Origin of the sequence: Stenotrophomonas sp. B1-1 (genome assembly GCF_010894375.1) — a bacterium.
Classification (GTDB): domain Bacteria; phylum Pseudomonadota; class Gammaproteobacteria; order Xanthomonadales; family Xanthomonadaceae; genus Stenotrophomonas.
In genome coordinates this window covers 288,777-306,988 of sequence record NZ_JAAIUZ010000007.1, presented here as the reverse complement: position 1 = coordinate 306,988, position 18,212 = coordinate 288,777, and the positions used below count along the sequence as shown (strand labels likewise).

Sequence of the window (18,212 nt, the reverse complement as noted above, 5' to 3'; positions counted from 1 at the left end):
GCCATGCGTGGCTGCGGCCATGCGTGCCAACCAAGGTTGGCACCTACCAAGCGGTGGAACCACGCCATGCGTGGATGCAGCCATCCGTGCCAACCAAGGTTGGCACCTACCAATGCGGTGGAACCACGCCATGCGTGGATGCCCCGACCCGTGCCAACCAAGGTTGGCATCTACCAGAGGCGGTGGCCGGAAACCCGGGGCGTCATGCCCCGGATTCGTCCGGCTTCACCCGGAACCAGGCGGCGTACAGCGCCGGCAGGAACACCAGGGTCAGTACGGTGCCGACGATCAGGCCGCCCATGATCGAGATCGCCATCGAGCCGTAGAACGCGCTGCGCGACAGCGGAATCATCGCCAGCACCGCGGCCAGCGCGGTCAGCACGATCGGGCGGAAGCGGCGGACGGTGGCATCGATGATGGCGTGCCAGCGGTCGTGCCCAGCGTCGATGTCCTGCTGGATCTGGTCGATCAGGATCACCGAGTTGCGCATGATCATGCCGGCCAGCGCGATCGTGCCCAGCAAGGCCACGAAACCGAACGGTGCGCGGAACAGCAGCAGGAACAGCGTTGCGCCGATGATGCCCAGCGGCGCGGTGACCAGCACCATGGCCGCACGCGAGAAGCTGCGCAGCTGCAGCATCAGCAGGGTGGCCACCACGATCAGGAACAGCGGCATGCCGGCCTTGATCGAATCCTGGCCGCGGGTGGAGTCTTCCACCGAACCGCCGGTTTCCAGCAGGTAGCCACTGGGCAGCCCGGCACGGATGCCATCCAGGGTCGGCACGATCTGCTGCACCACATCCAGCGCCTGCATGCCATCGCTGATGTCCGCACGCACGGTGACCGTCGGCAGGCGGTTGCGGTGCCAGATGATGCCGTCTTCGAAGGCGTACTCCAGGCGCGCGACCTGCGACAGGGTCACGGCGGTACCGCCGCTGGTCGGAATGGCCAGGCTGCCCAGCAGGTCCAGCTGCGCGCGCTCGTTGTCCGGCCCCCGCAGCAGCATCTCGATCTGGCGGTTGCCTTCACGATAGATGCTCACGCTCATGCCCGACAGCGAACTGCTGAGGAACTGGCTGACCTGGGCGCTGCTCACCCCCAGCGCGCGTGCACGGTCCTGGTCGATCACCAGCCGCACCACCTTGCTCGGCTCGCTCCAGTCCAGGTTGACGTTCATCACGTGCGGGTTCTCGCGCACCTTGGCCTCGACCTGGCGCGCGATGGCCTGCACCTGGGCGATGTGTTCACCCGATACGCGCATCTGCACCGGGTAGCCCACCGGCGGACCGTTCTCGAGCCGGGTCACGCGCATCTGCACGTCCGGGAACTGCTTGATCACGTCCTTCAGCATCCAGTCGCGGGTGCTTTCGCGCGCCTTGGCATCGTCGGTAAGCACCACGAACTGGGCGAAGTTGGTGGCCGGCAACTGCTGGTCCAGCGGCAGGTAGAAGCGCGGCGAACCGGTGCCGACGTAGGCCACGTAGTTGCTGATGCCTGCGCGCCCCTGCAGCAGTTTTTCCAGCTTGTCGGCCTGGGCCTGGGTGGCGGCCAGCGACGCACCTTCGGCCAGTTCGATGTCCACCATCAGCTCGGGGCGGGTGGAATCGGGGAAGAACTGCTGCGGCACGAAGCGGAACAGCAGCAGCGACCCGACGAACAGCGCGATGGTTGCGGCGATTACCCACCAGCGGTGGCGCAGGCAACGGTCCAGGAACGCACGGAAGCGGGTGTAGAACGGCCGCTGGTACGGATCATGGTCGTGGTCGTGCTGCTTTGGCAGGATCCAGCGTGCCAGCGCCGGATGGCGGTCGGCCCACTGCAGGCGGCGCGCATGCCAGCGCGCGGCCTGGCTGCCGGGCTTGGGCGGCTGCGGATTGAACAGGTCCGGCAGCATCTTGTCGCCCAGGTAGGGAATGAACAGCACCGCCGCGATCCACGACACCACCAGGGCGATGGTCACCACCTGGAACAGCGAGCGGGTGTATTCGCCGGTACTGGACGCGGCCGTGGCGATCGGCAGGAAGCCGGCCGCAGTGATCAGGGTGCCGGTCAGCATCGGGAAGGCGGTCGATTCCCAGGCGAAGCTGGCCGCACGCAGGCGGTCGTAGCCCTGCTCCATCTTGGTGGCCATCATTTCCACCGCGATGATCGCATCGTCCACCAGCAGGCCCAGTGCCAGCACCAGCGCGCCCAACGAGATCTTGTGCAGGCCGATGTCGAAGTAGTGCATGACGAAGAAGGTCATCGCCAGCACCAGCGGGATGGTCACGCCCACCACCAGGCCGGTGCGCAGGCCCAGCGAGAAGAAGCTGACCAGCAGCACGATCACCACCGCTTCGGTCAGCACCTGCACGAACTCGCCTACCGATTCTTCCACCGCATGCGGCTGGTCGGAGACCTTGCGCAGCTGCATGCCGGCCGGCAGGGTCTTCTGCAGGCGCTCGAACTCGGCATCCAGGGTGGCGCCCAGCTTCAGGATGTCACCGCCGTCCTTCATCGCCACGGCCAGGCCGATCGCATCCTGGCCCATGAAGCGCATCTTCGGCGAAGCGGGATCGGCGAAGCCGCGCTTGATCTCGGCAATGTCGCCCAGGTGCACGGTTCGCTCGCCGGCCTGGATCGGGAAGCGGCGGATGTCGTCGATGGAATCGAACTGACCGGTCACGCGCAACTGCACGCGGTCGGTCGGGGTTTCGAAGAAGCTGCTGGCGGTCACCGCGTTCTGATCGGCCAGGGCCTGCTGCACCTGCTGCAGCGACACGCCCAGCGTGGCCAGCTTGGTGTTGGACAGCTCGATCCAGACCTTCTCGTCCTGCAGGCCGACCAGATCGATCTTGCCCACGTCGGGCACGCGCTGCAGTTCCAGCTGGATGCGGTCGGCGTAGTCACGCATCACTGCGTAATCGAAGCCTTCGCCGGTCAAGGCGTAGATGTTGCCGAAGGTATCGCCGAACTCATCGTTGTAGAACGGGCCGACGATCTCGCGCGGCAAGGTGGCGCGGATATCGCCCACGCGCTTGCGAACCTGGTACCAGAGGTCGGGAATCTGCTTGGAACGCAGGCTGTCGCGGGCCATGAAGATCACCTGCGATTCGCCCGGGCGCGAGTACGAGCGGATGAACTCGTATTCGCCGGTGTTCATCAGCGCTTTCTCGATCGGCTCGGTCACCTGCCGCGAGACCTGCTCGGCGGTGGCGCCGGGCCACATCGTGCGCACCACCATCGCCTTGAAGGTGAACGGCGGATCTTCGGACTGCCCCAGATGCTTGTACGACCATGCGCCGATGACGGCGAAGGCGAGCATGGCAAACAGCACCAGCGGGCGGTTGCCCAGCGCCCACTCGGAAAGATTGAAGCGGCGCATGGCTCAGTGTTCCTTGGCGGCGGGCGCAGTCGGTGCCAGCACCGGACGGTTCTGCCGGTCCACCGGCGCCACCACCTGGCCTTCGCGCAGCAGATGACCGCCGGCGGCCACCACCCAATCACTCGCCGCTACGCCGGACAGCACCGGTACGGCCTGCGCACCGTAGGCGCCGACCTTGACCTGCGTCGCCTTCAGCGCGCCGGTGGCAGGATTGACCACCCACACGCTGGCCTGGCCATCGGCGCCGCGCTGCACGGCGGCCAGCGGCAACTGCAGCGTGCCGCTGCGGCCCGCCGTGGCGAACACCCGTGCGCTCTGGCCCAGTTCCACCTCGCTCAGCGCTTCCGGCGCCAGGCTGACGCGGGTGGCATAGGTGCGTGCCTGCGCATCGGCCGCCGGGGCGATTTCGCGCAGCGTGCCGGGCAACATCTGGCCCGGGCGGTTCCACAGTTCCACCTGCACGGCCTGGCCGACCTGGTAGTCGCGGATCGAGCTTTCCGGCAGGGCGATCAGCACCTCGCGGCCCCCGTCGGCGGCCAGGGTGAACACCGTCTGCCCGGCACTGACCACCTGCCCGGCCTCGGCCTGGCGGCTGGCGATCACGCCATCGGCCGGTGCCCGCAGCTGCGCGTACTCGGCCTGGTTGCGGGCCACGGCCAGGTTGGCCCGGGCGGCATTGGCCTGGCCCTGCGCCGCCTTGAAAGCGGCGGTCTGCTGGTCCAGCGCCGATCGGCTCACCAACTGGTCTTCGGCCAGCTTCGCGTAGCGCTTCTGGTCATCGCGGGCGCGCACCAGGTCGGCTTCGGCCGCCGCCAACTGGGCCTGCGACGCCGCTGCCTGCGAGGCGTAGTCGGCCACGTCCAGTTCGGCCAGCAGCTGGCCCTTCTTCACCCGTTCACCGGCATCGACGTGGCGCTTGACCAGGTTCCCGCCCACCCGGAACGACAGCGGGCTTTCCTGGCGCGCACGCACCTCACCGGGATACGCCGCCGGCGCCTGCCCGTCCTGGGTGACCGGGTGGACCACCAGCACCGGCAGGGCCGGCGCCGGCTCGGCCGCCTGCTTGCCACACGCTGCCAGCACCACGGCCAGCGCACCTACGCCCAACCAACGCATGTTCTTCATGGCGATACGACCTGAAAGGAAATCCGGAGGACCACGGCGGCAACACTCTGTTACGCCACGGACATTATTGAACCAGCCGGTATAGTATAAATATCGAACCGCGTGGTCTAGTATTACGGCAATGAGTTCCCCCACTTCCCGCAAGCCGTCGGCCAAGGCCACTGCCAAGGCCGCCGGGCCCGGGCGTCCGAAGGACCTGGGCAAGCGCGCTGCCATCCTGGAAGCGGCCAAAGTGCTGTTCATCGAACAGGGCTACAGCGGCGTCAGCATGGACAGCATCGCCGCCCAGGCTGGCGTATCGAAGCTGACCGTTTACAGCCATTTCGGCGACAAAGAGACCCTGTTCTCGCAGGCGGTGCAGTCCAAGTGCATCGAGATGCTGCCCGATGCGCTGTTCGTGGCCGACGCCGAGGGCCCGCTGCGCGACCAGCTGCTGGGCATTGGCGTGGCCTTCTTCGAGCTGATCACCTCGGACGCGGCGCTGTCGATCCAGCGGGTAATGATGGCCCCGGAAACCGACGCGCGCCTGCGCGAACTGTTCTGGCAGGCCGGCCCGCTGCGCACCTGCGAGGCGCTGGCCGAGTTCCTGCGCTCGCGCACGGCACGCGGCGAACTGCAGATCGACGACTTTGCCCAGGCCGGGCAACAGTTCCTGACCCTGGTGAAGGGCGAGGTGCACATGCATATGATGTGCGGCATGCCATTGTCCCCGGCCGAGACCGACGCCACGACCCATGTGGCCGCCAGCGTCGATTTCTTCCTGCGCGCCTACGCCCCGCGAGGGGCCGGAAACGACTGAACCGCACCAACCTGAACGAACCGGAGGTCGCGATGACTTCCGGCACTGCGACCCCGGCCACCCGGCAGCTGATGCTCTGGGCGCGCCGCCGGCCTCCGGCACCGGTAAAATGGCCGGCCCACTGCGCTGGATTTGAACCTCATGACGATTGATTACGCCCACGCCCGCGAACTGATGGTAGAACAGCAGATCCGTCCCTGGGACGTGCTGGACATCAAGGTGCTCGACGTCCTGGCCCGCCTGCCGCGCGAGGCCTTCGTCGCCGACGCGCGCCGTGCGCTGGCCTACACCGATGTCGAACTGCCCATCGGCAACGGCCAGAAGATGATGAAGCCGGTGATCGAAGGCCGCACCCTGCAGGCGCTGGATCTGCAGCCGGGTGATGAAGTGCTGGAGATCGGTACCGGCAGCGGTTTCCTGTCGGCCTGCATCGGCGCGCTGGCGCGCGACGTGTTGAGCCTGGAAATCGACCCGGAACTGGCCGCCGCTGCGCGCGCGCGCCTGGACGCTTCCGGCCTGGGCACCAACGTGCGGGTGGAAGTGGCCGATGCCCTGACCTGGCAGACCGATCGCCGCTTCGACGTGATCTGTGTCACTGGCGCAGTGGACGTGGTGCCGTCACAGTTCGCCTCGTGGCTGCGTCCGGGTGGCCGCCTGTTCGTGATCCACGGCCGTTCGCCGGCCATGGAAGCGCTGCTGGTCAAAGCCGATGGCAACACCGAATCGCTGTTCGAGACCGATATCGATTACCTGCGCGGTGCCGCCCCGGCACCCCAGTTCCACCTCTGAGTCCAAGGAAGCCGCAATGATCCGCCGATCCCTCGCTGTTGCGCTGGCCACTGCCCTGCTGCCGTTGTCTGCCCATGCCGCCGACCTGCTGCAGGTCTACGAAATGGCGCGCAACGGTGACCCGCAGCTGGCCGCTGCCGAATCGACCCGGCTGTACGACAAGGAAGGCGCCGTGCAGGCACGCGCTGCCCTGCTGCCGCAGATCAACGGCACCGCCGCGCTGAACCGCACGCGCAGCGAAGCCAATGCCGATGCCAATTCCGGTTCGGTGATGAGCAAGCGCCGCAGCTATACGGTCGATGGCAGCCAGACGCTGTTCAACTGGACCCAGATCAGCAATCTGCGTTCGCAGCGTGAGCTGAGCAAGGCGGCGGATTTCACCCTCGATTCGGCCAACGACAGCCTGATCGTGCGCACCTCGGCGGCCTACTTCAACGTGCTGGTGGCGATCGAATCGCTGACCGCCGCACAGACCAATGAAGCAGCCGCGAAGAAGCAGTTCGACTTCGCCGACAAGCGCCTGGAAGTGGGCCTGGCGCCGATCACCGACGTGCACGAAGCGCGCGCCCAGTACGACCAGGCGCGCGCCAACACCATCGTTGCGCAGAACACCCTGGCCGATAACTACCAGGCCCTGACTGAACTGACCGGCCAGCCGGTGGTGAACCTGCGCGGCCTGCCGGCCGACTTCCGCCCGGAAGTGCCGGCCAACCGTGGCAACATCGACGAGCTGGTGACCCAGGCCAGCGGCCAGAACCCGGCGCTGAAGGCGCAGGAGCTGAAGGTCAGCGCCGCCGAAGCCGGCGTGCAGGCGGCCCGTGGCGGTCACTACCCGACCCTGTCGCTGGGCGGCAGCTGGGGCAAGAGCGCGACCTGGGGCGACAGCACCGGCGCCGGCTCGCTGTCGCCCGATGCCCGCACCAACAGCATCGGCCTGACCCTGAGCGTGCCGATCTTCTCCGGCGGTGCCACCCAGTCGGGCGTGCGCCAGGCCCTGGCCCAGCGTGATATCGCCCAGGACACCTACGAACAGCAGAAGCGTGCGCTGGACCGCAACACCCGCAATGCCTACCAGACCCTGGTTCAGGGCATCAGCGAAGTGGAAGCGCGCCGCCTGGCCGTGGTTTCGGCACAGAGCGCATACGACGCTTCGCAGGTCGGCCTGGAAGTAGGTACCCGCACGGTGCTGGACGTGATCCAGAACCAGCGCATCCTGTTCTCGGCGCAGCTGGATTACGCCCAGGCCCGCTATACCTTCCTGCAGAACCGCCTGCTGCTGAGCCAGTCGCTGGGTTCGCTGGACGTGGCCGAGCTGCAGGACATCAACCGCCTGCTGACCCAGGACGCGGGCAACCCGTCGACCACCACGCGCTGATTGCAGGCGTTGCTGGCCGCACAGAAGAACCACCCGCAGGGGTGGTTTTTTTGTGCCTGCGCGGTGCTGCCCGCCCTTAGAACAGCCGCTGCAGAAGCGGCAGCAGGCACAGCGCGGTGGCCAGCGGCGCACGCACCCGGGCCGCGCCAGACTGCTTCATCTGGCCGGCACAGACCGCCGCCAGCGCGATCAGCGCCAGCGGACCCGGCAGGCTGGGCAGCAGCCCTTCGGGCAACCACACCGCCAGCAGCGCCGCCGCTGTCCCCAGCCACGCGATGACCGCAGCGCGCTGCAACGGCTGGCGCTCGCCGCCGCCCGCCCAGCGCTGCAGGCACAGCGTTGTGGCCAGCAGCACCAGCACCACCTGCAGCGCGGCCAGGCCGGCTGCGCCGGCAGCCGGCAGCAGCGGCAGCAGCCATTGCAGCTGCGTGAGCCCCTGCAGGGCCACCGACAGCGGCCGCGTGCTGGCCAATGCCGGGAACGCCACCAGCCCCGACTGCAGCGCCGCCAGCACCATCAGCCAGAGCATGCCCACCGGCACCGCCACGCCAACGGCCAGGACCAGTTGCCGCCGCGGCCGGCTAACCAGCGGCGCCACCACCAGCAGCAGGCCCGTGCTGGCAAACACCGCCAGCAGCGGCACACTGGCGGCGACCACCCCACCCACGCCGAAGCGGTACGGGGCCACCGCGTTGGGCAACCACGGAATCCAGTGCGCGTAATGCACGTGGCGCGCGGCCAGGACCAGCACCAGCGCGCCAATGCCGAACTTGAGGGTCAACAACGCACAGGCCAGCAGCACCGCGCGACGCGGCCGCAGCAGCGCCATCGCCGCGGTGGCCAGCACCAGCACGGCCGCGACCACCTGCACGGGCAGCCACTGCCGCGGCTCCACGCCCAGCGTGGCCGCGACCGCGTAGAGATGGCGCGCACCGGACTGCGCAGCACCGGCCACAGTGGCGGTCAGTTCCAGCACCAGGGCCAGCAGCAACAGATCGGCCACGCGCCGGCCCCAGGCCGCCCGCAGCAGATCGTGCAGGCCGCTGCCATCGGGTTGCGCACGCAGCGCATCACGCAGGCTGCACAGCACCAGCCACGCGCCCAGCGCTGCCAGCAGCAGGCTGAGCACGATTGCCGGGCCGGCCTGCGCTGCGGTGTGCTGGCCCACCAGCGCCACCACGCTGCCGCCCACCAGCAGCGCCAGCGCAAGCACCAGTACATGATCCGTGCCAAGTACACCGCAGGTTCGCACCCCACCCCGCGCGGTGCTGCCGCCATCGACGTTCATTGAAAGCTTCCTTGATGCCGACCAAGCGTGGTCGACAGCAGGCTGGCAGCGGCGACGACGCGGCGGTATCGGGAAACGGCGCGCAAGCGCCACGCTGTGATGGAAGACACGCGCACGGCCGAGCAGGCAGGCCAGCTACGACACCACCTCGGCCATCAAGCAGGCTTTATGCGGCTGTTTGCGTCAGTACGCCGCGGCGCCGCGTCAGTCGCGCGGCGGCGGCAGGTGCGGTTCCACCAGCGCCACGGTGCGCTGCAGCGCGCCGCGACCGTTGCTGACCAGTGTGCAGCCGGCATGGGCCATGTCCTCGCGGGCCTGCGGATCCTGCAGCAGGTGCTGCAGGTGGTCGCCCACGGCCTGCACGTCGTCGCCGATCAGCAATGCACCGGCCTCGCGCATGCGCCGCGAGATTTCCGCGAAGTTGTGCAGGTGCGGGCCGGTAACGGCGGCCGTGCCCAGCGCTGCCGGCTCCAGCAGGTTGTGGCCGCCGATGGCCTGCAGGCTGCCGCCGACGAAGGCCACCTGGGCACAGCCGTAGAACGGCATCAGCTCACCCAGGGTGTCGATCACGAACACGTCGGTATCGGCCTGCGGCCACTGCTGCGCGCGACGGGTGGCCACGCGCCAGCCCTGATCGCGGGCCAGCGCTTCCACCCTGGGGAAGCGTTCCGGGTGACGCGGCGCCCACAGCAGCAGCAGATCCGGATGCTGCAGGCGCAGCCGGCGGTGCAGGTCGATCACCGCCTGTTCCTCGCCCTCATGGGTGCTGGCGGCGATCCACACTGGCCGCTGGGCCGGAACCTGCTGGTGGAACTGGGCGATGAAGGGCTGCACTTCCGGCGTGGCGATGTCGAACTTCAGGTTGCCCAGTGCCTGCACCTGTTCCGGCGCGGCGCCCAGCTGCACGAAGCGCGCGGCATCATCCTGCGATTGCGCGGCCACGCAGGTCACGGTGCGCAGGGCACGGCGGATCAGCGCGGCCAGCACGCGGTAGCCGCGCAGTGAGCGTGCCGACAGGCGTGCGTTGAGGATGTACACGGGAATGCGGCGGTCACGGCAACCGAACAGCATGTTCGGCCACAGCTCGGTTTCCAGGATCAGCGCCAGGCTGGGCTGGAAGTGGCCGAGGAAGCGGTTGACGCTGCCGGGCACGTCATACGGCAGGTAGACGTGATCCAGCGCATCGCCCCACAGCGCGCGCACGCGCTCGGAGCCCGTAGGCGTGATCGTGGTGATGACCCAGCGGATGTCCGGGCGCTGCTTGCGCAGCGCGTTCACCAGCGGCGCGGCGGCGTTGACTTCGCCCACCGATACCGCGTGCAGCCAGACCCGGGGCTGGCCGGTCGGCTGCGGGTAGGAGGCGTAACGCTCATCCCAGCGCCGGAAGTATTCGCGGACCCGGAAGCCGCGCCACACCAGGTGGTACACGGTGATCGGCAGCAGGATGTAGAGCACGGCCGAATACAGGCCGCGCAGGATCCATTCGACAGGGTCTTTGCGCATGCGGCAAGGATACGGGACGCCCCCGGGAAAGACACGCGGCGGGGTTGGTAGAATGGCGGCATGTCCGATGCCTCTACCGCCGTCCGCCCGTCCCTGGCCGATCCCCGCAACTGGCCGATGTTCGCGGCGATGTTCGCTGCGTTCGGCATTGCCCGCCTGCCATGGTTCCTGCAGCGCGCGCTGGGGCGCGGGGTCGGCTGGATCACCTGGCGCCTGCTCGGCAGCCGCCGCCGTGCTGCCGAGGTGAATCTGAAGCTGTGCTTCCCGGAAAAGGACGAGGCCTGGCGCAACCGCCTGGTACGCGACAGCTTCGACGCGCTGGGCGTGGGCATCTTCGAATGCGCGCGTTCCTGGTGGGGCAGCATCGACAGCATCCGCCCGCAGGTGCAGATTGAAGGCCTGGAACACCTGAAGCAGATGCAGGCCGAAGGCCGTGGCGTGCTGCTGGTGTCGGGCCACTTCATGACCCTGGAAATGTGTGGGCGCCTGCTGTGCGACCACGTGGACCTGTCGGGCATGTACCGCAAGCACAAGAATCCGGTGTACGAATGGGCGGTGAAGTTCGGCCGCCTGCGCTATGCCAAGGCGATGTATGCCAACGAGGACATCCGTGCCACCGTGCGCCACCTGAAGAAGGGCGGCTTCCTGTGGTATGCCCCCGACCAGGACATGCGCGGCAAGGACACCGTGTTCGTGCCGTTCTTCGGCCATACCGCGGCCACCATCACCGCCACCCACCAGTTTGCGCGGATGACCGGCTGCGCGGTCATCCCCTACTTCCACCGTCGCGAAGGCGGGAAGTATTTCCTGAAGATCGGCGCGCCGCTGGAGAACTTCCCCAGTGAAGACGTGGAAGCCGATACCACGCGGGTGAACCAGGCCATCGAACAGATGGTGCGCGAAGCCCCCGACCAGTACCTGTGGATCCACCGCCGGTTCAAGCGCCAGCCCGGCGGCCGCAGCGATTTCTACAAGTAGATCCACGCCATGCGTGGATGATTTTCGCGCGATGCCACGGGATTACAACGGCCAACGGCACCATGCGCACGGGTGTTCCCCCACCTCGCACGCCAAGCCTGCACGGACCGGGTTGGCCAGGAGGTACATGGCCTTCTCGTGAAGTGATTCATCGCTGCGCACCGCGTGGTCGTGGGAGCCCTGCTGCCATAGCGCACCGCGCCGGCCCAGCTGCTGGTTCAACAGGCGGCTGCTGCGGGATTTGAGCAGGGACATGCCCTCGGCCAGGGTGCCCTTCTGCAGCTCCATCAACCAATTCACGTGGTCGGGCATCACCACCCAGGCCAGGCTGTGGCTGATAACGGCGCGCTCCACGAAGCGCAGTGCATCGACCAGGACCGCCACGTTGGCAGCGTCGGCGAAGAAGGGTTCACGGCGCAGGGTCCCGTGGTCAGAACGTACACGTTGCCGGTGCGGGAGTAACGACCGTAGCGGAGTCTGGGGCTGGCGATGACCACAGCCTGCGCTGCCGAGGTCAGCAGGGGTATTGGGGAGTTGCCCGGGGTTGGGTCGGGAAAGCGCCATCCACGCATGGCGTGGATCTACCGTCTGCGTTGGGGGTGGGTGGGCGATTACATCGCGTTGGGCGGATCGTCGGGCTCACGCGCCAGCAGGGTGCCGACGAACAGCGCCGCCAGCAGCACGGTAACCCCGCCCCAGAAGGTGGAATAGAACGCCAGGTGGGTGTTCAAGGGAAACACGGTGACGGCCAGCGCCAGCATGGCCGGGCGTGCGCGCTCACGCGCCGCGGCCGGGGCGAAGCGCCAGGCGCGCCACGCCTGAGCCACGGCCGCCAGCCACAGCAACAGGCCCAGCACGCCGGTTTCGGCGAGGATTTCCAGCACGATCTGATGGGCGTGCAGGGCCGGCTCGGCGCCCCATACGGCGGGCGCCTGCTCGCGCACGCACGCGGGGTAGGCATCGCGGAAACCCCGCGCGCCCACGCCGTTGATCGGGTGTTCTTCGATCATGCACGCCGCCGCCGACCAGATACGCGCGCGGCCAGACAGCGCCTGGTCCACCCCGTCGTCGGCGCCGTCCCAGGCCATGGCGGTGCGCGCCACGCGCTCGCGCAGCTGCGGCACGCTGGCGGTCAACGCGGCCGCGCCCAGCAGGCCGGCCAGCGACAACAGCAGCAGGCGCTTCCAGCCGAACTGGCGCAGGCCGCTGTACACCAGCACCAGGCCAAAGGTGACCCAGGACGCGCGCGAGCCCGCCAGCAGCAGCACGATGCCCAGCGCGGCCGCGCCCAGCAGCCAGCCGGCATGGCCGAAACGGCGGGCCAGTGGCAGCAGCAGGAACGGTGACAGGCTGGCCAGCACCTGGCCGAACTTCAGGTTGCACGGCCCCAGCGCACCGCTGAGACGGTCGGCCAGCACCACCTCATCGGCCGGGCACAGGCCGTGCCCGCTGACCACATGCTTCAACTGGTCCAGCGACCAGAACCACGGACTGCTGCCGGCCAGCGCCTGCACCAGCGCGTCCACGGTCCACAGCCCGGTGATGAGCGCCAGCCCACCCAGCGTCAGCCGACGCCGCTGCGGGGTGGCCACCGCAATGGCCACCAGCCACATGAAGGGCAGATAGCGCAGGCCGGCGGCGGTCTTGGTCCAGGCCGCCGACGGATCGATGGCGTCCAGCGCTGAGAACGCCTGCGGCAGCCAGTAGCCCAGGAACAGGATGGACGTCAGTGCCCACGCGGCAGGGCTGAGCAGATGCGGGCGATGCTGCAGCCGGCGCAGCACCATCCGCGCGGCGGCGTACAGCGCGCCCAGGCCGAGCACGGTTTCGGCGATGCCCGGCAGCGGCCACAGTGCCACGTAGGCCAGCACCCACCAGGGCGCCCAGCGCCCGGCGCGATCATCGCGCAGGGTCGGCGTGGGGTCAGCCGGCAAGGTCGGCATAGAGGCGAAGGGTGTCACGCTGCATGGCCTGCAGGGTAAACGGGATCCGCCCCGGCAACGACGGCGGCTGAGCCAGCAGGTCCAGCGCGCGTTCACGCAGGGCCTGCGCATCGTTCAGCGGCACGGCGCCCGACGGCTGCAGCTGCTGCAGCAGTTCGCCCACGCCGCCGTGGTTCCAGCCCAGTACCGGGCGGCCGACCGACAGGGCCTCGACCACGGTGCGGCCGAAGGCTTCGGGCTTGTCCGACAACTGCAGCACCAGGTCGCTGGCGGCGTAGGCCTGGGCGATGCGCGCGGTAGGCACGCTGATGTGCACGGCCTCGGCAATGCCCAGTGCGGCCGCCTGCGCGCGCAGGCCGGCGACATAGGTTTCGCGGCCGGGCTCATCGGTGCCCAGCATCCACAGCTGCGCCGGTACGCCGGCTGCACGCAGGTCGGCCAGCAACTGCAGCGCATGCGCATGGCCCTTCAGCCGCGTACCGCGCCCCGGCAGCAGCAGCAGCGGGCCGTCCACCTGCGCCAGCCACGGGTAATCGGCCGCCAGGGCCAGGCGTGGGCGACGATCGGCACGTGCCACGCGCGGGAACTGGCCCACGTCCACGCCGCGCGGAATCACCTGCAGGCGCGCGTCGGGAACGGTCGGGTAATGGGTGTGCACATACTCGCGCACGGTGTTGGACACACAGATCACGCGTTCGCCGCTGGTCATCACCGCACTGTAGCGGCTGGGCGAATTCAGGCCATGCACGGTGGTGACCCAGCGCGGGCGCTGCGCGGGCGGCAATGCACGGATCGCATACAGGCCCAGCCAGGCCGGCAGGCGCGAGCGAGCATGCACGATGTCCGCGCCCACTTCGGCAAACAGGCGGCGCAGGGTCGGCATGTGGCGCAGGGTCAGCAGCGATTTGCGGCCGATATCCAGCGTGAGGTGCTCGGCACCGCTGTCCAGCAGCGGCTGCACCAGGCGACCGCCGGCGGACACCACCAGGGCACGGTGGCCGGCCGCCACCAGAGCGGTGGCGATTTCAAGGGTGGAACGCTCGACGCCGCCGGAGTGCAGCGCCGGCAGCAACTGCACCACGGTCAATCGGCGCATCGAACGGCCGCCCGATCAGTCGGCCAGCACGAAGGTGGAGCCGCAGTACGGGCACTGCGCTTCACCGTTGGGCTCGTCTTCGATCGGCAGGTACACGCGCGGGTGCGAGTTCCACAGCGCCATTTCCGGGGTCGGGCAGCTCAGCGGCAGGTCGGCGCGGTGCACGGTGTAGCGCTTTTCGGCGTTGGCGGGCGCAGTGGCGGTATGGCTCATGGCGGGTGTCGATGAACGGATTGCGAGGGCTGGGATTCTAGCATCTGGGCCGGGCCAGCATTGCGCCGCAACAGGCGGGTTGGCGTCTGCACACCTTCCGTCCCGACGCACAGACACCTACCTGGGCGGATTTCTTCAATCGATCCAAGCAGTTCCGGGCACCGCCCTGCACTGGCGAGGATTTGCCGCATTTGGATCGAACTAAATGGCACTTGTCAGGGTGCGGCCGCCTGTTGCAGCATCGGGACCCTCACAACCCGACCCGATCGCACGGCCCGCCCCCCACCGGACCTGCATCGCTTCCGCGCTGCCCCTGGGCGGCACGGGCGGTGCTGTCCTGGGTGTTCGCCGATGCGGGTCCTGCCAGCCGCCTGCCTTACCCGGGAGACCCTGCATGACCCTGACCGATCCGCGCCGCGCCCTGCTTCCCCTCGCCCTGGCCCTGGCCTGCGCGACCTCTGCGACGCCGGCACTGGCGCAGGGCCTGCAGACCTCGTTCGAGCCGGGCGAGCCGGCACCGCTGAAGGCCGCGGGCGCGCTGCAGGTGCAGATCGGCAATGGTCCGGCCGCCCCGTATGCCGCCAAGCGCAATGCCGGCTACACCGGCCTGCATGCCCTGCACTACCGCGGTGATGGCGGCCCTGCATCACGCGAACTGTTCACCACCGATCTGACCATTGCCGCCGACACCACGCTGTCGTGGCTGGTGCTGCCGGAGATCGTCGGCAGCGATACCGTGGCCTCGACCTATGTGTCGCTGGACCTGCGCCTGGACGATGGCAGCCGGGTGTCGGCCAGCGCCGCGCGCGACCAGCACGGGATCGCGCTGGGCGCGCGCGCGCAGGGCGATTCGAAGACGCTGTACCCGCAGCAGTGGGCGCGCAAGGCGGTGCGCCTGGGCGATGTCCCGGGCCTGCTGGGGCGCCGGGTCGTGGCCATTGAACTGGCCGTGGCCAGCGCCGATGGCGCGCCGGTGTCGGGCTGGATCGACGATGTGCGCCTGGATGCGCAGCCGCGCACCGTGCCGCAGCGCGTATCGGACTGGGTGCTGACCACCCGCGGCACGCAGGCCAACGGCACCTTCTCGCGCGGCAACAATTTCCCGGCCACGGCGGTGCCGCACGGCTTCAACTTCTGGACCCCGGTGACCGACGCCGGCGCACTGAACTGGCTGTACCGCTGGAGCGAGCAGAACGATGCGAAGAACCGGCCGCAGCTGCAGGCGCTGGCGCTCAGCCACCAGCCCAGCCCGTGGATGGGCGACCGCCAGACCTTCCAGGTGATGCCCTCGGCCAGCCGCGGCGTGCCCGAGGCCGACCGCAGCAAGCGCGCCCTGTCCTTCGACCGCAGCCAGGAATCGGCGCGCCCGTACCGCTACGACGTGCGCTTCGACAACGGCATCGCAGCGTCGATCGCGCCCACCGACCATGCCGCCCTGTTCCAGTTTGAATTCCCGCAGGGCAGCGATGCCAATCTGCTGTTCGACAACGTGGATGCGCGCGGCGGGCTGACCCTGGATGCGGCCACGCAGACCCTGAGCGGCTACACCGACACGCGCAGCGGCCTGTCCAACGGCGCCACCCGCATGTACGTGGTGGCCCGCTTCGACCGGCCCTGGCGCAGCAGCGGCCGCATCGATACCGGCCGCCCCACCGGCTACATCAAGTTCGATACCGCGCAGGGCCGCACGGTGACGATGCGCATTGCCACCTCGCTGATCTCGCTGGAACAGGCACGGCACAACCTGGCGCTGGAAATCGCCGACGCCGACACCCTGGCCAGCGTGGCCGGGCGCGCGCAGGACGCCTGGGATGCGCGCCTGTCGCGCTTCGATATCGGCCAGGCCAGCGACGACGCCAAGACCACGCTGTATTCGAACCTGTACCGCCTGTACCTGTACCCCAATTCGGGCCACGAGAATGCCGGCACCGCCGCCGCACCCGACTGGCGCTATGCCAGCCAGGCCAGTGCGGAAGACAACAACACCGATGGCAGCGCCAGCCGCAGCTTCGCGCCGGTACGCGACGGCAAGGTGTATGTGAACAACGGCTTCTGGGACACCTTCCGCACCACCTGGCCGGCCTATGCGCTGTTCACCCCACAGGATGCGGGGCAGCTGGTGCAGGGCTTCATCGAGCAGTACCGCGCCGGCGGCTGGATCGCGCGCTGGTCGTCGCCGGGCTATGCGGACCTGATGGTCGGCACCAGTTCCGACGTGGCCTTCGCCGATGCCTGGCTGAAGGGTATCGGCGGTTTCGATCCGGCCGAAGCGTATGCGGCCGCGTTGAAGAACGCGACCGTGGTACCGCCGGACCGCCACGTCGGCCGCAAGGGCATGGACCGTTCCACCTTCCGCGGCTACGCCAGCGCCGATGTGCACGAAGGCATGTCGTGGACGATGGAAGGCGCGTTGAACGACTTCGGCCTTGCCAACATGGCGCAGGCACTGGCGACGAAGGCAACCACGCCGGCCGCGCGCGAGCGCTACCGCACCGAGGCCGAGTACTTCCGCTACCGTGCAGCCGGTTACGCCACGGTGTTCGACCCGGCGGTGGGCTTCTTCCAGGGCCGCCAGGCCGATGGCAGCTGGCGCGTGGATGCCAAGGACTACGACCCGCGCGTGTGGGGCCACGACTACACCGAATCCAATGGCTGGACCTTCGCCTTCACCGCTGCCCACGACGGCGAAGGCCTGGCCGCGCTGTACGGCGGCCGCGAAAAACTGGCGGCCAAGCTGGACACCTTCTTTGCTACCCCGGAAACCGCCGCGAAGGAATTCGCCGGTTCCTACGGCGGCATCATCCACGAGATGACCGAAGCGCGTGACGTGCGCATGGGCATGTATGCGCACAGTAACCAGCCGGCGCACCACATTCCGTGGATGTACCTGTACGCCGGGCAGCCGTGGAAGACCCAGCAGCACGTGCGCGAGATCCTGTCGCGGCTGTACGTGGGCAGCGAGATCGGCCAGGGCTACCCCGGTGACGAGGACAACGGCGAGACCTCGGCCTGGTACCTGTTCGCCTCGCTGGGCCTGTACCCGCTGCGCATGGGGGCGCCGGAGTATGTGATCGGTTCGCCGGCGTTTGCCCATGCACGGGTGGAACTGCAGGGCGGCGCGGTGCTGACCGTCAATGCCGAGAACAATTCGCCGGAAAACGTGTACGTGCAGTCGCTGAAGATCAACGGCAAGCCGTGGACGAAGACCTGGGTGCCGCACGCGCTGATCGCCCAGGGCGCCACCCTGGACTTCACCATGGGCCCGCAGCCGTCGCGCTGGGGCAGCGGTGCCGACGATGTACCGCCTTCGCTGACCGCGGTCGGCAAGCGCCCGCAGCTGCTGCACGACCTGTTGGGCAGCAGCGCGCGCGCGGCACTGGCCGATGGCCGTGCCCTGCCCGCCCTGACCGACGACGATGCGGACACCGCAGTGGCGCTTGGTGCGGGTGCGACCATCAGCCTGAGCGGCGGCGCCGATGGCGTGCCGACCCTGTACACGCTGACCAGTGGCGATGGCGCGATCCGTGGCGGCCAGTGGGTACTGGAAGCGCGCAACGGCAACGGAAGCTGGCGCTCGCTGGACCAGCGCGACGGCGAAGACTTCACCTCGCCGCGGCAGACCCGTCCGTTCCGCATTGCCACGCCGGCACGCTACAGCGAATACCGTCTGCGCGTGATCGGTCCGGGCCGCCTGCAGCTGGCCGAGATCGAACTGCTGGCACCGGCCACCGTACAATGA

Annotated in this window: 13 protein-coding genes; 5 read left to right on the top strand and 8 right to left on the bottom strand. The window is 68.6% G+C overall.

What is annotated here, in order from left to right; translation table 11 throughout:
• Nucleotides 1–202: 202 nt before the first annotated feature.
• Both G4G00_RS07215 and G4G00_RS07210 read right to left on the bottom strand, forming a co-directional pair.
• The gene (locus G4G00_RS07215; RefSeq protein WP_164272168.1) at nucleotides 203–3,364 is read right to left on the bottom strand and encodes an efflux RND transporter permease subunit; all 3,162 of its coding nucleotides are present in this window, start codon (nucleotides 3,362–3,364) and stop codon (nucleotides 203–205) included.
• A 3-nt stretch (nucleotides 3,365–3,367) separates the two neighbouring features.
• On the bottom strand, nucleotides 3,368–4,489 hold the full coding sequence (locus G4G00_RS07210) for an efflux RND transporter periplasmic adaptor subunit (protein WP_108754086.1): 1,122 nt from the start codon (nucleotides 4,487–4,489) through the stop codon (nucleotides 3,368–3,370).
• Nucleotides 4,490–4,610: 121 nt separating this feature from the next.
• Here G4G00_RS07210 and G4G00_RS07205 point away from each other — a divergent pair, with 121 nt between their 5' ends.
• The 3 genes from G4G00_RS07205 to G4G00_RS07195 all read left to right on the top strand — a co-directional run bounded on the left by G4G00_RS07205 (nucleotide 4,611) and on the right by G4G00_RS07195 (nucleotide 7,452).
• Complete coding sequence (locus G4G00_RS07205; RefSeq protein WP_164272152.1) at nucleotides 4,611–5,288, top strand: TetR/AcrR family transcriptional regulator; 678 nt, start codon at nucleotides 4,611–4,613, stop codon at nucleotides 5,286–5,288.
• A gap of 141 nt (nucleotides 5,289–5,429) precedes the next feature.
• Entirely contained in the window at nucleotides 5,430–6,077 is a 648-nt protein-coding gene (locus tag G4G00_RS07200) for a protein-L-isoaspartate O-methyltransferase (protein ID WP_164272149.1), read from the top strand.
• A 16-nt stretch (nucleotides 6,078–6,093) separates the two neighbouring features.
• Nucleotides 6,094–7,452, top strand: coding sequence for a TolC family outer membrane protein (locus G4G00_RS07195; protein WP_108754088.1), 1,359 nt, complete (start codon nucleotides 6,094–6,096; stop codon nucleotides 7,450–7,452).
• Between the two features lie 76 nt (nucleotides 7,453–7,528).
• Here G4G00_RS07195 and G4G00_RS07190 read toward each other — a convergent pair whose 3' ends face one another.
• Both G4G00_RS07190 and waaA read right to left on the bottom strand, forming a co-directional pair.
• Nucleotides 7,529–8,665: an amino acid transporter gene (locus G4G00_RS07190; RefSeq protein WP_240336090.1), complete on the bottom strand. Its 1,137-nt coding sequence runs from the start codon at nucleotides 8,663–8,665 to the stop codon at nucleotides 7,529–7,531.
• Between the two features lie 279 nt (nucleotides 8,666–8,944).
• Entirely contained in the window at nucleotides 8,945–10,243 is a 1,299-nt protein-coding gene (gene waaA / locus G4G00_RS07185; protein WP_108754090.1) for a lipid IV(A) 3-deoxy-D-manno-octulosonic acid transferase, read from the bottom strand.
• A gap of 60 nt (nucleotides 10,244–10,303) precedes the next feature.
• Between waaA and G4G00_RS07180 the strand changes: the two genes are divergently transcribed.
• On the top strand, nucleotides 10,304–11,221 hold the full coding sequence (locus tag G4G00_RS07180) for an LpxL/LpxP family Kdo(2)-lipid IV(A) lauroyl/palmitoleoyl acyltransferase (protein ID WP_108754091.1): 918 nt from the start codon (nucleotides 10,304–10,306) through the stop codon (nucleotides 11,219–11,221).
• A 42-nt stretch (nucleotides 11,222–11,263) separates the two neighbouring features.
• Here G4G00_RS07180 and G4G00_RS07175 read toward each other — a convergent pair whose 3' ends face one another.
• The 4 genes from G4G00_RS07175 to G4G00_RS07160 all read right to left on the bottom strand — a co-directional run bounded on the left by G4G00_RS07175 (nucleotide 11,264) and on the right by G4G00_RS07160 (nucleotide 14,473).
• Nucleotides 11,264–11,605 (bottom strand): transposase, encoded by a 342-nt coding sequence (locus tag G4G00_RS07175; protein ID WP_343161368.1) that lies wholly within the window; start codon nucleotides 11,603–11,605, stop codon nucleotides 11,264–11,266.
• Between the two features lie 227 nt (nucleotides 11,606–11,832).
• Nucleotides 11,833–13,164: an O-antigen ligase family protein gene (locus tag G4G00_RS07170; RefSeq protein WP_164272143.1), complete on the bottom strand. Its 1,332-nt coding sequence runs from the start codon at nucleotides 13,162–13,164 to the stop codon at nucleotides 11,833–11,835.
• Nucleotides 13,145–14,260, bottom strand: a complete 1,116-nt coding sequence (locus G4G00_RS07165) for a glycosyltransferase (RefSeq protein ID WP_164272140.1) — start codon at nucleotides 14,258–14,260, stop codon at nucleotides 13,145–13,147. The genes G4G00_RS07170 and G4G00_RS07165 overlap by 20 nt, the downstream gene beginning before the upstream one ends.
• Nucleotides 14,261–14,275: 15 nt before the next feature.
• Nucleotides 14,276–14,473, bottom strand: a complete 198-nt coding sequence (locus tag G4G00_RS07160; protein WP_108750589.1) for a zinc-finger domain-containing protein — start codon at nucleotides 14,471–14,473, stop codon at nucleotides 14,276–14,278.
• 394 nt (nucleotides 14,474–14,867) lie between these two features.
• Between G4G00_RS07160 and G4G00_RS07155 the strand changes: the two genes are divergently transcribed.
• The gene (locus G4G00_RS07155; protein WP_164272137.1) at nucleotides 14,868–18,212 is read left to right on the top strand and encodes a GH92 family glycosyl hydrolase; all 3,345 of its coding nucleotides are present in this window, start codon (nucleotides 14,868–14,870) and stop codon (nucleotides 18,210–18,212) included.

Excerpts from the sequence above, each read along its gene's own strand:
- G4G00_RS07205 (WP_164272152.1), top strand. The coding sequence starts at position 4,611 with ATGAGTTCCCCCACTTCCCGCAAGCCGTCGGCCAAGGCCACTGCCAAG.
- G4G00_RS07160 (WP_108750589.1), bottom strand. The coding sequence starts at position 14,473 with ATGAGCCATACCGCCACTGCGCCCGCCAACGCCGAAAAGCGCTACACC.
- G4G00_RS07165 (WP_164272140.1), bottom strand. The coding sequence starts at position 14,260 with ATGCGCCGATTGACCGTGGTGCAGTTGCTGCCGGCGCTGCACTCCGGC.
- G4G00_RS07180 (WP_108754091.1), top strand. The coding sequence starts at position 10,304 with ATGTCCGATGCCTCTACCGCCGTCCGCCCGTCCCTGGCCGATCCCCGC.
- G4G00_RS07215 (WP_164272168.1), bottom strand. The coding sequence starts at position 3,364 with ATGCGCCGCTTCAATCTTTCCGAGTGGGCGCTGGGCAACCGCCCGCTG.
- G4G00_RS07195 (WP_108754088.1), top strand. The coding sequence starts at position 6,094 with ATGATCCGCCGATCCCTCGCTGTTGCGCTGGCCACTGCCCTGCTGCCG.
- G4G00_RS07200 (WP_164272149.1), top strand. The coding sequence starts at position 5,430 with ATGACGATTGATTACGCCCACGCCCGCGAACTGATGGTAGAACAGCAG.
- G4G00_RS07210 (WP_108754086.1), bottom strand. The coding sequence starts at position 4,489 with ATGAAGAACATGCGTTGGTTGGGCGTAGGTGCGCTGGCCGTGGTGCTG.
- G4G00_RS07170 (WP_164272143.1), bottom strand. The coding sequence starts at position 13,164 with ATGCCGACCTTGCCGGCTGACCCCACGCCGACCCTGCGCGATGATCGC.
- G4G00_RS07155 (WP_164272137.1), top strand. The coding sequence starts at position 14,868 with ATGACCCTGACCGATCCGCGCCGCGCCCTGCTTCCCCTCGCCCTGGCC.
- waaA (WP_108754090.1), bottom strand. The coding sequence starts at position 10,243 with ATGCGCAAAGACCCTGTCGAATGGATCCTGCGCGGCCTGTATTCGGCC.